This window comes from Actinomadura sp. HBU206391, assembly GCF_014323665.1.
GTDB lineage: Bacteria > Actinomycetota > Actinomycetes > Streptosporangiales > Streptosporangiaceae > Actinomadura_C.
In genome coordinates this window covers 1-13,512 of sequence record NZ_JABVEB010000018.1, presented here as the reverse complement: position 1 = coordinate 13,512, position 13,512 = coordinate 1, and the positions used below count along the sequence as shown (strand labels likewise).

The 13,512-nt window shown below is 70.4% G+C and carries 12 protein-coding genes; 6 read left to right on the top strand and 6 right to left on the bottom strand.

What is annotated here, in order from left to right; all coding sequences use genetic code 11:
- Positions 1-17 precede the first annotated feature (17 nt).
- Positions 18-1,316 carry an extracellular solute-binding protein gene (locus HKK72_RS09845; protein ID WP_187233979.1) on the bottom strand — a complete coding sequence of 433 codons (1,299 nt, stop codon included), beginning with the start codon at positions 1,314-1,316 and terminating at the stop codon, positions 18-20.
- Positions 1,317-1,648: 332 nt separating this feature from the next.
- Here HKK72_RS09845 and HKK72_RS09840 point away from each other — a divergent pair, with 332 nt between their 5' ends.
- From HKK72_RS09840 to HKK72_RS09825, 4 genes are all read left to right on the top strand, one after another.
- Positions 1,649-2,668: a LacI family DNA-binding transcriptional regulator gene (locus HKK72_RS09840; RefSeq protein WP_187233978.1), complete on the top strand. Its 1,020-nt coding sequence runs from the start codon at positions 1,649-1,651 to the stop codon at positions 2,666-2,668.
- Between the two features lie 72 nt (positions 2,669-2,740).
- Positions 2,741-5,086, top strand: a complete 2,346-nt coding sequence (locus HKK72_RS09835) for a glycoside hydrolase family 3 N-terminal domain-containing protein (RefSeq protein ID WP_222720541.1) — start codon at positions 2,741-2,743, stop codon at positions 5,084-5,086.
- 84 nt (positions 5,087-5,170) lie between these two features.
- Positions 5,171-6,727, top strand: a complete 1,557-nt coding sequence (locus HKK72_RS42075) for a glycoside hydrolase family 43 protein (protein ID WP_187233977.1) — start codon at positions 5,171-5,173, stop codon at positions 6,725-6,727.
- The gene (locus tag HKK72_RS09825; protein WP_187233976.1) at positions 6,714-7,979 is read left to right on the top strand and encodes an MFS transporter; all 1,266 of its coding nucleotides are present in this window, start codon (positions 6,714-6,716) and stop codon (positions 7,977-7,979) included. Before HKK72_RS42075 ends, HKK72_RS09825 begins: the two co-directional genes overlap by 14 nt.
- A 38-nt stretch (positions 7,980-8,017) precedes the next feature.
- On the opposite strand, the gene HKK72_RS09820 is transcribed toward HKK72_RS09825, so the two are convergent.
- Complete coding sequence (locus HKK72_RS09820) at positions 8,018-8,794, bottom strand: class I SAM-dependent methyltransferase (RefSeq protein WP_187233975.1); 777 nt, start codon at positions 8,792-8,794, stop codon at positions 8,018-8,020.
- 194 nt (positions 8,795-8,988) lie between these two features.
- Here HKK72_RS09820 and HKK72_RS09815 point away from each other — a divergent pair, with 194 nt between their 5' ends.
- On the top strand, positions 8,989-10,479 hold the full coding sequence (locus tag HKK72_RS09815) for a hypothetical protein (protein ID WP_187233974.1): 1,491 nt from the start codon (positions 8,989-8,991) through the stop codon (positions 10,477-10,479).
- Positions 10,480-10,557: 78 nt separating this feature from the next.
- On the opposite strand, the gene HKK72_RS09810 is transcribed toward HKK72_RS09815, so the two are convergent.
- The 4 genes from HKK72_RS09810 to HKK72_RS09800 all read right to left on the bottom strand — a co-directional run bounded on the left by HKK72_RS09810 (position 10,558) and on the right by HKK72_RS09800 (position 13,006).
- On the bottom strand, positions 10,558-11,166 hold the full coding sequence (locus tag HKK72_RS09810) for a disulfide bond formation protein DsbA (protein ID WP_410050291.1): 609 nt from the start codon (positions 11,164-11,166) through the stop codon (positions 10,558-10,560).
- Positions 11,061-11,381 carry a Scr1 family TA system antitoxin-like transcriptional regulator gene (locus HKK72_RS42710; protein ID WP_410050290.1) on the bottom strand — a complete coding sequence of 107 codons (321 nt, stop codon included), beginning with the start codon at positions 11,379-11,381 and terminating at the stop codon, positions 11,061-11,063. The genes HKK72_RS09810 and HKK72_RS42710 overlap by 106 nt, the downstream gene beginning before the upstream one ends.
- Positions 11,382-11,473: 92 nt before the next feature.
- Positions 11,474-12,142 carry an enoyl-CoA hydratase/isomerase family protein gene (locus tag HKK72_RS09805; RefSeq protein WP_187233972.1) on the bottom strand — a complete coding sequence of 223 codons (669 nt, stop codon included), beginning with the start codon at positions 12,140-12,142 and terminating at the stop codon, positions 11,474-11,476.
- Positions 12,143-12,355: 213 nt separating this feature from the next.
- Positions 12,356-13,006 (bottom strand): hypothetical protein, encoded by a 651-nt coding sequence (locus HKK72_RS09800; RefSeq protein WP_222720540.1) that lies wholly within the window; start codon positions 13,004-13,006, stop codon positions 12,356-12,358.
- A 220-nt stretch (positions 13,007-13,226) separates the two neighbouring features.
- Here HKK72_RS09800 and HKK72_RS39770 point away from each other — a divergent pair.
- The coding region (locus tag HKK72_RS39770) for a hypothetical protein (protein WP_222720539.1) at positions 13,227-13,512 on the top strand (286 nt) is incomplete at its 3' end.

Here is a 13,512-nt window from a genome sequence, read left to right as displayed (position 1 = left end):
GTCGCGGCCTGGTCGGGCTACTGGCTCTTCGCGGTCTGGGTGATCGCCTGCGTGACCTTCTCCGGGGTCGACTTGCCGGCGATGAGGGCGGCGACGCTGTCGTTGACCTCCTGGCCGACCGCGGGCGGGAAGCCCTGGTCGAGGAAGAGCTGGAACCCGGTCGAGTTGACCAGCGCCTGGTTCACGACCTTCAGGTTCGGGTCGGTCAGCTCGCTCTCGGCGCCCTTGACGACCGGCTGGTAGCCCTTCGACTGCACGAGACGGCGGTCGATCTCGAGCGACCCGAACCACTTGAGGAAGTCGACCGCGGCCTTGGGCGCGTCCTTGCTGAGAGCATGGCCGCCACCGCCGCCGAAGACCTCGGTCACAGTGCCCTGGCCGCCGTCGACTGTGGGGAAGGGGAAGAACCCCAGGTCGTCACCGATGCCCTTGCCCGCGTCGCTCTGGACCGACGGCGCCCACTGCCCCATGAGCTCCATGGCGGTCTTGCCGTTCCCCATCTGGGCGGCCTGCCCGTCAGAGGTCGGGTAGGAGGCGTTGAGGAAGCCCCGCTGGAAGGGGTCGAGGTCGACGAGTTCCTTGAGGTGCCGGCCGGCCTGGACGAAGCCCGGACCGTTGAAGTCGTTGGTGGTGTAGGTCTGCTGCAGCGCCGGGAGCCCCGCGACCCGCATGGCGAGGTAGGCCCAGTAGTACATGCCGGGCCACTTCTCCTTGCCGGCCAGCGCGATCGGGGTCACCCCCGCCCCCTTGAGCGCGCGGATGGCCTCGAGGTACTCCGCCCAGGTGGCCGGCGGCGTGTCTATCTTCGCCTTGGCGAAGAGCTCCTTGTTGTACCAGAACCCCACCATGCCGGTGTCGAACGGGATGCCGTACGTCTTGCCGTCGAACTTGTAGGCCGCCAGGGCGGCCGGCAGCAGCGTGCCCACCCAGGGCGCGACGTCCTTGGTGAGGTCCTTCACCAGCCCCGCGTCGATCTGCTGCTTCAGTACGCCTCCGCCCCAGGTATGGAAGATGTCCGGCAGCTTGCCGGACGCCGTCTGGGCGGTCATCTTGGCCTTGTACGCGTCGTTCTCGGTCGCGACGAACTTGATTTTCACGTTGGGGTGCGCGGCCTCATACTCCTTGGCGAGCTTCGGCCACAGCGACTTCCCCGGTTCGGTGGTCGCGATGTTCCACCATTCGATGGTGACCTGCTCGGTCGCGCTGTCGGAGTTGCCGGAGTCGTCGCCGCCACAGGCGCTGAGTATGGGGATGGACAGGCCGGCCAGCCCGGCTGCGGAGAGGAAGGTGCGGCGAGAGAGGGGTTCGGGGCCCATCAGGGACCTCCTGGGCTCGGGGTCGGGCAGTGCCGGTGATGGGTGCGGTATTTCGACCGCGTTTCGCAACTATTTCGAAAATCTGTCGAACCGTGTTGCTGCCGTACCCTAGGAAAGGCCTCTCCATCGGTCAAGGCCCGTACCGAAGGATCTTGACGATGGCCATAATGCGCCGAGCCTGCCTGCGTTCGCAGCCGCGCTCGGACACGTCCAAGACCGGTCTAGGAGTCGTCGAAACATTGCGATACTGTTCGCAATCAACAGCAGCTAAGGAGAGCACTTGTGCCAAGTAAGCTCGTTGGGGCGGGTGCCGTCCGGAGAGGGCCGAGCCCGTGAGTGAGCAGCACTCGCGCCCCACGCTCGCTCTCATCGCGGAGGAGGCCGGGGTATCCCAGGCCACCGTCTCGAAGGTCCTCAACGGCCGGACCGATGTCGCCCCGGCCACCCGAGAGCGCGTCGAGGGCCTGCTGAAGTCGCACAACTACCTGGCGCCGGGCGGGCGGCGAGCCCGACGTTCCGGTCTGATCGACCTGGTCATCGGCGGGCTCGACAGCCCGTGGGCCATCGAGATCCTGCGCGGCGTCGAGTCCGAGTGCGCCGACCGCGGGGTCGGCGCCGTGGTCTCACTCGTACGCGACGAGGACGCCCGCCCGCCCAGCTGGACGAGCCTTCCCGCGCTGCACCACAGCGACGGGGTCATCCTCGTGACCTCGCGCATGACGCACAAGCAGCGTGAGCAGCTCGAACGGGCCGGCGTCGCGCTCGTCGTCATCGATCCGGTCAACCTGCCCGACAGCGACATCGCCAGCGTGGGCGCCACCAACTGGGCCGGCGGGCTCGCGGCGACCGAGCATCTGCTGTCGCTCGGGCATCGCAGGATCGCCGTCATCGGCGGCCCGCGCGAGATGCTCTGCAGCCAGGCCCGCATCGACGGTTACCGGGCGGCGCTCGAACGCGCGGGCATCGAGATCGACCGACGGCTGATCCGGTACGGCGACTTCCGGCACGAAGGGGCGTTCCGCCAGTCGCAGGACCTGCTCGACCTCGACGACCCGCCGACCGCGATCTTCGCGGGCAGCGACCAGCAGGCCATGGGCACCTACGAGGCGGCCCGGCAGGCGGGCCTACGGGTACCCCAGGACCTCAGCGTCGTCGGCTTCGACGACCTGCCCATGTGCGATTGGCTCTCCCCGCCGCTCACGACCGTACGACAGCCGCTCGAGGAGATGGGGCGCACCGCGGCGCGCACCCTGTTCCAGCTCCTCGACGGCCAGTCGCTGGTGAGCACACGGGTCGAACTCGCCACCGAACTGCGCATCCGGCACTCCACCGCCGCTCCCCCACGCGACTAGGTCGACCCGACCGCCAGGTTCACCGAGACGGAGGTTCCCGATGACCGAAGCGACGAGGAAGGCGAGCAGCCGATGAGCGCGATGTCAGGCGAGGATCAGGCCACGGCCGAGACGTGGCGCGACCCCAGCCTCCCGATGGCCGACCGGGTGGCCGTCCTCCTGCGGCTCATGACCCTGGAGGAGAAGGCGGGTCAACTTTCGGCGTTCTGGGCGACGCCGGCCGACCCGGGGGCACCCGTGGCGCCCGTCGACGACGACGGGAGCGAGCCCGCGCCCTCGCTCGACCAGGTCATCAAGGCCGGCCTCGGCCAGCTCACCCGGGTGTTCGGCACGGCTCCGGTGTCGCCCCTCGAGGGGGTCGAGCGGCTCGTCGAGCTGCAGACCCAGGTCGCCCGCGCGAACCGCTTCGGCATCCCCGCGATCGTGCATGAGGAGTGCCTCACCGGTTTCATGACCTGGTCGGCCAGTGTGTTCCCGTGCCCACTGGCCTGGGGCGCGTCCTTCGACCCGGAGCTGGTCGGCGAGATGGCTGCGGCGATCGGCGCGAGCATGCGGTCGGTCGGGGTGCACCAGGGCCTCGCGCCCGTGCTCGACGTGGTCCGCGACTACCGGTGGGGCCGGGTCGAGGAGTCCATCGGCGAGGATCCGTACCTCGTCGGGGTCATCGGCAGCGCCTACGTCCGCGGGCTCGAACGAACCGGCGTGGTGGCCACCCTCAAGCACTTCGCCGGCTACGCCTCATCACGCGGCGGCCGGAACATGGCGCCGACGCCCATCGGACCCCGCGAGCTCGCCGACGTCGTGCTGGAGCCGTTCGTCATGGCGCTGCGCGAGGGCGGCGCGCGAGCGGTCATGCACTCCTACACCGACATCGACGGAATCCCTGCGGCCGCCGACGAACGGCTGCTGACCGGCCTGCTCCGCGACCGGCTGGGCTTCACCGGCCTGGTCGTCGCGGACTACTACGGAATCTCCCACCTGGAGAGCCTGCACGCCGTCGCCGGCTCGCACGGCGAGGCGGGCGCGCTCGCTCTACGCGCCGGTGTCGACGTGGAGCTGCCGACCGTGCGCTGCTACGGTGAGCCGCTGCTCGAGGAGGTACGCCGCGGCGCGTTGCCCGAGGAGCTCCTCGACCGGTCCGCGACCCGGGTGCTCACCCTCAAGGGCGAGCTGGGCCTGCTCGACGAGGACTGGGATCAGCGCCTGGCCGACACCGTGGCGCCCGTGACCGACGCCACGCGTCTCGACCCGCCCGAGCACCGCGACCTGGCGCGCAGGCTGGCGGAGGAGTCGATCGTCCTGCTCGCCAACGACGGGACCCTGCCGCTGCGGGCCACCCGGGTGGCGCTGGTCGGCCCCCTCGCCGACGACCCGCTCGGCATGATGGGCTGCTACGCCTTCCCCAACCACATGGGCGGCCAGCACCCCGACATGCCCATGGGCGTGGAGTTCCCGGCACTCGCCACCGCGCTGCGCTCCGAGCTGCCCGGCGCGGTGCTCGACGCGGCGCCCGCCTCCGACGTCGCCGTCTCGCGGGACGCCGACATCACCTCCGCCGCCGACGCCGCGCGGCGGGCGCAGGTGTGCGTGCTCGCGCTCGGCGACCGCGCCGGCCTGTTCGGCCGGGGCACCTCCGGTGAGGGGTGTGACGCCGAGACCCTCGTGCTCCCTGGCCGCCAGGCCGAGCTCGCCGAGGCCGTGCTCGCCACCGGGACGCCCACCGTCATCGTGCTGTTGTCCGGCCGGCCGTACGCGCTCGGCGACCTCGCCGACCGGGCCGCCGCGGTGGTCCAGGCGTTCTTCCCCGGCGAGGAGGGCGCCGGGGCGCTGGCCGGGATCCTCTCCGGCCGGGTCGAGCCGTCGGGGCGGCTCCCGGTGAGCGTGCCGCGTCACCCGGGCGGACAGCCCGGCACGTACCTCCGCCCCCGGCTGGGCGGACGCAACGCGTGGAGTTCAGTGGACCCCACCCCGCTCTACCCGTTCGGTCACGGCCTGACCTGGGCCCGGTTCGAGTACTCCGACCTGCACGTGGACGCGTCCGCGGCGACCGACGGTTCCATCCGGGTCAGCGCCGTCGTGCGCAATGTGGGCGACCACGCCGGCACCGAGGTCGTACAGCTGTATCTGTCCGATCCGGTCGCCTCGGTCGTCCGGCCGGTGCGCTGGCTGGCCGGCTGGGCCAGGATGCGTCTCGAACCCGGCCGCGCGGCCCGGGCCGAGTTCACCGTGCACGCGGACCGCACCTCGTTCACCGGGCGTGATCTGGAGCGCATCGTCGAGCCGGGGCTGTTCGAGGTGGGGGTCGGCCCCTCCAGCGAAGACCTGCCGCTGCGCGCCTGCTTCACCCTGGACGGCCCGACGCGGGTCCTCGGCGCCGACCGGGTGCTCTCGGTCCCGGTGCGGATCACGCCCTGCTGACCGGTCGAGGCTGACCGGTCGACGCCGTCGGGTCGACGCCGTCGGGTCGACGCTGACCGGTCGACGACGAAAGGAAGCGTGAGGGTGCCTGCGGAAGGCGAGACGAGAGGGTTCCGGAATCCGATCCTCCCGGGCTTCCATCCCGACCCGTCGATCTGCCGGGTCGGGTCCGACCACTACCTGGTGACATCGAGCTTCGAGTGGTTCCCCGGCCTGCCGATCTTCCACAGCCGCGACCTCGTCCACTGGCGGCCGCTCGGTCACGTGCTCGACCGGCCCGCCCAGCTGGCGCTCGACGGGATCCGGCCGTCCGGCGGCCTCTATGCCCCCACCATTCGCCACACCCGCGGCACCTTCTACGTGATCTGCACGCTGGTGGACGGGCCGGCGCGGTCGGGTCACTTCGTCGTCACGGCGACCGACCCCGCGGGTCCGTGGTCGGATCCGCACTGGCTCGACGGTGAAGGCTTCGATCCGTCACTGCTGTTCGACGACGACGGCCGGGCCTGGTTCACCGCCTCGCGGCTCACCGGCCGCTACGAGGGGCACGCCGAGGTCTGGCTGCGCGAGTTCGACCCCGGGAACCTGAAGCTCGTCGGCGACGAGCACGTGATCTGGGACGGCGCGGCCAAGGGCGCGGTGTGGTCCGAGGGCCCGCACCTCTACCGCGTGGACGGCCGCTACTACCTGCTGACCTCCGAGGGCGGCACCGAGCACGACCACGCGGTCACGGTGGCCCGCGCCGACCGGATCGCCGGACCGTACGAAGGCGCTGCGCGTAACCCGATCCTCACCCACCGGCATCTCGGGCTCGACCACCCGATCGTCGGCACCGGGCACGCCGATCTCGTGGTCACCGGCACCGGCGAATGGTGGATGGTCCTGCTCGCCATGCGGCCCAGCGGCGGCTACTTCTACAACCTGGGCCGGGAGACGTTCCTGACCCCGGTCCGCTGGGAGGACGGCTGGCCGGTCGCGGGTCCGGTCGAGGACGTCCACCCCGCACCCGAACTGCCCGCCTGCCGGTGGCCGGCCGAACCGGCCTGCGACCACTTCGACGCCCCCTCGCTGGCTCCGTACTGGAATGTCCTGCGCACGCCGCGCGAACCGTTCTGGAGCCTCGCCGAACGGCCCGGGCACCTGCGGCTCCGGCTGCGGCCCGAGAGCCTGACCGACCTCGCGAGCCCCAGCCTGGTCGCCCGCCGGCAGCAGCACCTTCGCTTCGCGGCGCACGCCGCGCTCGACTTCACGCCACGCGGTGACGGCGAATGCGCCGGGCTGGCCCTCGTGCAGAACCACGACTTCCACATCCTGCTCGTCGTGACCGCCCGGGGCCTGCGGCTGGTCTGGCGGGCGGACGGCGTCGACACGGTGCTGGCCGAGGAACCGATCGCCCCCGGTCGCGTCCACCTGGCCGTCGAGGCGCACGAGCAGGAGTACCAGATGCGCTACGCCACCGAGCCGGGGCGGTGGCGGCGGCTCGGTGGTCCGGTCGACGGCCGGATCCTCAGCTCACCGGTGGCCGGCGGCTTCACCGGCGCCTATGTCGGGATGTACGCGAGCGCCAACGGGGCGCAGAGCACCAACGTCGCCGACTTCGACTGGTTCGAGTACACGGGGCTACCCGATGAGCGGAGTTGACGACGGAGCGGGTCGTGAACCTGCCGGGCTCCCCCCGGGCCCGGCCACCCGCAGCGCGCTGGCCTCGGTCGGCGCCCTGGTGGCCCTGGCGGTGTCGGCGTTCGCCTATGTCACGACGGAGAACCTGCCGATCGGCCTGCTGCCGGTCATCGCGGAGGATCTGCGGGTGTCGCTGTCGGCCGTCGGCCTGCTCGTAACCGGCTATGGCGTGACGGTGGCGATCGTCTCCGTCCCGCTGACCCACTGGACCCGGCAGATCCCGCGCCGTTTCCTGCTCTCGGGCCTGCTGGCCGTGTTCGTGGTCGCCACCGTGGTGTCGGTCTCGACCTCCAGCTACGCGGTGCTGCTGGCGGCCCGGGTCGTCACCGCGCTGTCGCAGGCGATCTTCTGGTCGGTGGCGGGCATCACGGCCGCGGGCCTGTTCCGCCCCGAGGTACGAGGCCGGGTCCTCTCCGTGCTGTTCGCCGGGAGCTCCCTCGGCATCGTCGCGGGCGTCCCAGCGGGCACCTGGCTCGGCCAGCAGTCCGGCTGGCGCGCGGCATTCCTGGCCCTGAGCGCGCTCGGCGCGCTCACGTTCGTCGCGGTCATCGCCCTGCTGCCGACGGAGCCACCAGGGCAGGGCCACGCCGCCACCGGCACCACGCCGGACACCCGCCGCTACTGGATCGTGGTGGTGACCACGGGGCTGATCATCCTCGGCCAGTTCACCTGGCATACCTACATCACGACCTTCCTCACCGACGTGAGCGGTTTCTCCGCGGCCGCGATCAGCCCGCTCCTGTTGCTCTCGGGAGTGACCGGGATCGTCGGCACGGCGGGGTTCGGCCTCTTCGTCGACCGTGCCCCGCGAACGGCGATGGTCATTCCGGTGACGCTGCTGACGGTCACGCTGCTCGGGCTGTACGTCGTGGGCACCGCACGGCTCCCGGCGGCCGGGCTGATGGCGCTGTCGGGCTTTTCGATGGGCGCGCTGGTGACGGCATTGCAGAGCAGGACCCTGCAGGTGGCCCCCGGCCGATCGGAGATCGCGGCGGCCGGCACCTCGGCGTCCTTCAACGTCGGCATCTCCGGCGGCGCGCTCATCGGCGGCCTGCTGCTGCCGCACACGGGACCGCGTGCCGTCCCGCTGGCCGGCGCCGTGATCGCGGCCTGCGCGCTCGTCGTGCTGCTGTGCGAACCGCTCGTGGCCCGCCGTGCCGCCGGTCCCGAGGCTCACGCGGTGCGGAGCGACGCCGGGGCCGCGCTCCGCTGAGCGGGGTAGGCGCGCCGCCGGCGGGCCCGGCGAACGGGCTAGTCCCGGTCCGCGATCAAGTGGACGAGCGGGGCGACGCCACGGTAGGGATCGGTGCACCCGGCCCGTTCCTCGCATGCGAGCAGTGCGGCGAGCTCGGCGGGCTCCGGCACGGGGGCGTCGCCGGGGGCGTGATCGGTGAACACCCGGACGCCGTACCAGGCGCGCACCGCGAGGCCGCGCCCGGCCAGTGCGGCCATCAGCTCGCCGAGCCGGTCGGCCCGCGCGGTCACCCCGATCCGGTTGCGGTAGGTGACGTCGCCGAAGGCCCGCTGTGCCGTCGCCCAGTCCCCGGCCAGCCCCGGCCGCATCGCGAGAGACTCCGCGTTGCGTACGAGCAGAGACACGATGCCGTCCGGCGCCAGGAGGGCGGCGATGCCGTCCAGCACCGGTGCCGGGTCCGCGAAGTACATGAGGACGCCATGGCACAGCACCGCGTCGAACCCGGCCGGAGCGAACAGCTCGGCCAGCCGGGCCGCGTCGCCCTGGACCAGGCGGACCCTCGCGCGGATCTCCGGCGGCTCGGCCGCGAGTGCCGCCGTGAAGTCCTCGAGCAGCACCGGGGACGAGTCGACCCCGGTCACGTGGTGACCTCGGCGAGCCGCCGCGAGAGCCTGCGTGCCCTGGCCGCATCCGACGTCGAGAACCCGCCGGGACGGCCGATCGGGCAGATGGTCGCGCAGCCGGCGGGTGACGAGCTCCTGCCGGACGACGTCGCGGAGCCGGCCCAGCCGTTCGCGCCACTGCGCCTCTCCGGCCGCGAAGTCGCTGGCCATGGGGTCGATTCTCGCGCATCAGCGCGCCGTGGGCCACTGGCCGACCGGGTCGCCCGGTATCGGGGACACGCGTGTCGTCCATCGGTTTACCACTTCAACTGTGGCATTCACCACGAACCGCGCACCATTGCCCAATACCCGGCGAATGGATACGTTGCGGCTCCCTTCTTGATCTTTTTCGCATTGGAGGCTGCATGCGACTTCGCGCTGCCCTAGCAGCGGCGGCCCTCACGGCCGGCCTGTCCCTGCCACTGTCGGTTGCCGGTGCGGCGTCCGCGAGCGACTGCGCGAGCGGTCCCGATTTCAACGGCGATGGCCGCTCGGACCTGGTCGTCGGTGACCCCGGTGCTTCCGTGGACGGCATCGCGGACGCGGGTGCCGTCCGGGTGATCTACGGCGGTGGCGTGACCCCCCAGTCCCTCACCCAGGGAATGGGTCTGGTCGGGGACGGCGCCGAAGCCGGGGACGGTTTCGGCGCCGTCGTGACGACCGGCGATGTCGACGACGATCAGTGCGTCGACGTCGTCGTCGGGGTGCCAGCCGAGGACGTCGGCACGGCCAAGGACGCGGGCACGACCCATGTGATCTACGGGTCACCGAGTGGGCTGGGCACGGGCAAGGCGCCCGCGGTATGGGTGCAGGGCAAGGACAAATTCGCCGGCACCGCCGAGGCCGGGGACCGGTTCGGCGCCGCCCTGTCCTACAGCAAGGGTCGTGCCGGTTACCCTGCCCTGCTCATAGGCGTGCCGGGCGAGGACATCAGCGGCAAGGCCGACGCCGGGATGGTCTACTCCCGCCACTTCTATACCGACCCGTCCATTGGCGGCGAGGTACTCGGAACCTTCGGCATCACACAGGACACCGCCGGCGTCGACGGGGCCGTCGAGGCGGGCGATGAGTTCGGCGCGTCGGTCACCGGGAACTCGGTGGTGGGCGCGCCCGGTGAGGCGATCGGCGCGGACAAAGGCGCCGGGATGGTCCACGTGTTCAACGGCATGGGTCCGACCTTCGCCGACTACTCCCTGTCCCAGGACCTCAGCACGATAAGCGGCGCGGCGGAGGCCGGTGACCGGTTCGGAGAGTCCGTCTCGCTCCTCCTCCCGGCCTGGGGTCCCGACTTCGCCGGCCGGCTGGCCATCGGCGTTCCGGGCGAGGACCTGGGGAGTGCGGCCGACGCCGGCATGGCGCACACCGTCACGACGGGGACGACCTCCGCCGTCGAGGTCCAGGCGCTACACCAGGACGTCGATGGCATCGACGACACAGCCGAGTCCGGTGACAGGTTCGGGCAGACCGTCAACGCCTTCAACGCCTCCGGCCTCAACCAGGGCAGCGATGTACTGACACTGGCCGTCAGCGCCACGGGCGAGGACTCCGGCGGCGGAGCCGTCCACGTCTTCTCGCTCCGCGGCGACCCCGGAGCCGCCGACCTCCTGCTCTGGCAGGGCCAGAGCGACATCCCAGCAGGCCGGCGGCAATCCGGTGAACATTTCGGTGCCGTCATCGCCGAGTCCGGCGACACCCTCTGGATCGGTGCCCCCGACGACGCCGAGCATCCTGAGGGCATCGTGCACGGGGTACCCATGACCCGCTTCCGCGGTGGAACCGGCGCCCCTTCCACCTTGGTCTCCGGACAGGACGGCATCCCCGCCAGCGGTGACCGCTTCGGAGCCGGCATCGCCTGACCGACCATCTAGGCGAACTGGCGGCGGGCGCCCGGGAGCGGGCGCCCGCCGAGGGTCTGACCATGCGGCCCGGTGGTTTCACTCCAGGTCGTCGAAGACCGGCTCCTCATGGGGGGTGCCCTTGAGCTCGTGGAAGCCCGGTACGCCGGCCACCAGCAGCGTGCCGTCCCACAGCCGCCCGGCCTGCTCTCCCCGGGGTATCCGGGAGACGACCGGACCGAAGAACGAGATCCGCTTTCCATCCGCGCCCGCGACGGAGATCACCGGGGTGCCGACATGGTCGCCGATCAGGCCGATGCCCTCCGCGTGCGATGCGCGCACCGCGTCGTCGTGGTCCGTCGACATGCCGACCTCGGCGAGCTCAGGCGGCAGCCCGGCATCGGACAGCGCATCCGGGAGGGCGTGCCAGTCGGCGCTGCCGACGTGGAACCGGTTGCCCAGCGCGGTGTAGAGCCTGGCGAGCGCCTGCTGACCGTACCTGCGCTCCGCGGCGACGCAGATCCGCACGGGAACCCACAGGTAGCCCTCCGGGTCGCCTTCCGGATCGTCGTCCCGGCCCTCGTTGAGAACCGACAGGCTCATCACGTGCCATCGCACCGTGACCGGCCGGACCTTCTCCACCTCCAGCATCCACCGGGAAGTGATCCACGTGTACGGACACGCTGGGTCGAACCAGAAATCCGCGATCGTCTGTTCCGCCATCGCCTGCGCTCCCCAACGGCCGGCCCGGTCGCCGTGGCTATAGGCGCTTCCAGGAGCCACGCAAGCTGATCCTTCATCACGACCGGCCCACCGGTGAGCCTACGCAACGCCATTTCGTCCATGACGGCCAGCAAGAATGGCGGACGGTCCCTGGCGAGGGCTTGCTGTCTTCGCAGCCGCTCGGTGACGATCTCGTCCACGTCGGCAGCGTCGTCCACCAGCTGCGGTCGCGTACCAACCCGCGTACCGGAATGGGTCGCTGAATCACCCGCCAGGAGGCGTGCTGGCCTTCTCAGTCGAGCACGGCCGGATCCGTCAGGGTCTCGATCACCGCTCCGTACAGCCCCGTACGGATCTTCCCCACCGTCGCGCCGTCCTTGCCGGCGAGCGAGGCGGCGAGTTCCACCGCCCTGGGCAGTACCTCGGCCTCGGGGACAGCCTGATAGACGATGCCCGCGGTCACCGCCTCCTCGGCCGGGTAGCGGCGGCCGGTGATCGTCGCCTCGTGGGCCGTGGCGGCGGTCAGTCGCGCCTGGATGAGCGCGCCCATTCCCGAGGTGAACGAGATCCCCAGGTCCACCTCCGGCAGGCAGAAATAGCCGCGGTCGCTGCGCATCACGATGAAGTCGTGGGCGAGCGCGAGCATGGCACCGCCCGCGAACGCGTGCCCGTTGACGGCGGCCACGGTCGGCATGGGCAGCGTGAGCAGCCGGGCGAACATCCTGTGGATCCGACCGACGTACGGCTCGAACTGGTCCCCGTGGGCGGACAGCCAGTCGAGGTCCAGGCCGTTGGAGTAGAACTTCCCGGTCCCGACGGTCACCAGCGCGCCGGGTCCTTCGGCCTTCTCCAGGGTGTCGAGCACCTCGTGGAACCCGTCCAGGAAGGCGGGGGTGAAGCGGTTCTCGTCGTCGTCGAAGCGCAGGACATGGACATCACCGTCACGCTGGAGATCGAACATCGGCGTTCCTTTGCGGTTGTGGTCGGTGCCGACGCGCCTGCCGAGCACTCAAAGTCCTGGGTCCAGACACCGGCCGGGTGAGCCTTGGGAGGCAGCCACAGCTGGGGCTGCCGTTGCCGATATCGCTCGCCCCTTTGCGGTTACCAAGGGAAAGCCCTCCTTGTCCGGCCAGACGACCTCGAGTATGAGGAAGGGTGGTCGCCGGTAGACCGGTCAGTGCACGTATGCCGTGTGGCGGCGGCGGAGGAGGCGGACAGCGACCTGATACACGGCGACGAACACCACCACCGGCACGAAGCCGATCGCCTGGAATAGCCATGGGATCTCGTCGCTGTCCCATTCCGACTTGGCTCCAAAGACGAGCCCGGACACCAACAGCGCGAGGAATGAACCAACCGCCAAGAAGGTCGCCCACACAATCGCGGAGGTTTGCGCCCGGGCGCGGTACTGGGCCGCCAGGATGATGGCTTCATCCGGGGGCATCCAACCCTCGCCACGGGACCGCTCCCATATGTCTTTGATGGCTCGCACCTCGTGAGCTTGCGCTCCAACTCCCCCCGGCAGAGGGAACAGTCGGCCTTCGCGGTCGAGCAGCATCGTCCTGGACGAACCCGGATTGTTCTCGATCTCGATGCTCAACACGTCGGACCACACTGCCTTGCGGGTCCGAAACAGCTGCCGCACCACGATGTGGTCCCGGTAGACGATGGTCGCCGCCCGCCAGAACCAGATGATGGCGAGATACACAGTGCTCATCAGCACGATCGAGCCCGCTTTGAAAGTCACGGACAGGTCGTCCTCCGGCACGATCGAGCCCGCCAACGGAATGCCCGGCAATCCGAGAAGGCCGGTGATGAACACCAACTGCGTCGGTCGTAGCCGGTACTTGCGAATCACCCGGCTGTCGGGCCCTATCTCCACCTGCTCCTCCAGTCGGAGATCAGCGTTCGAGCACACAACGGTATCGCCAGGTCTGCGGAAGGTCCCGGCGGGAGCGCACACGACACCCTCCCTGCTGAGCCGGCCGAGCCCACCACGCCATGGGCAGGCCGTCCCGGACGCACCCGTATGGAACGTCTGCCCCGTGGCCATGATCACCAGGAAGCGCGGCTCTGAGATCGCCCCTGAGAGCCATTCGCCGTGTAGCGCAACGACCGCCGACTTGGGCGTGCGTCCCGGCGGCACCAGAGGCGGTCTGTTGACCAGAGGCATCACCCGATCGCTTCCCGGTCCCTGCGAAGGAACTGCACCATCACACATAGCCGTAACCGGCTACAACGGCTACATGTTTAGAGAATTCCCATACGTCCGATTTATGTTTGTGATCAATAATGCAGCTCTACGACTTAACAAGAACGGCATTCTGTTCG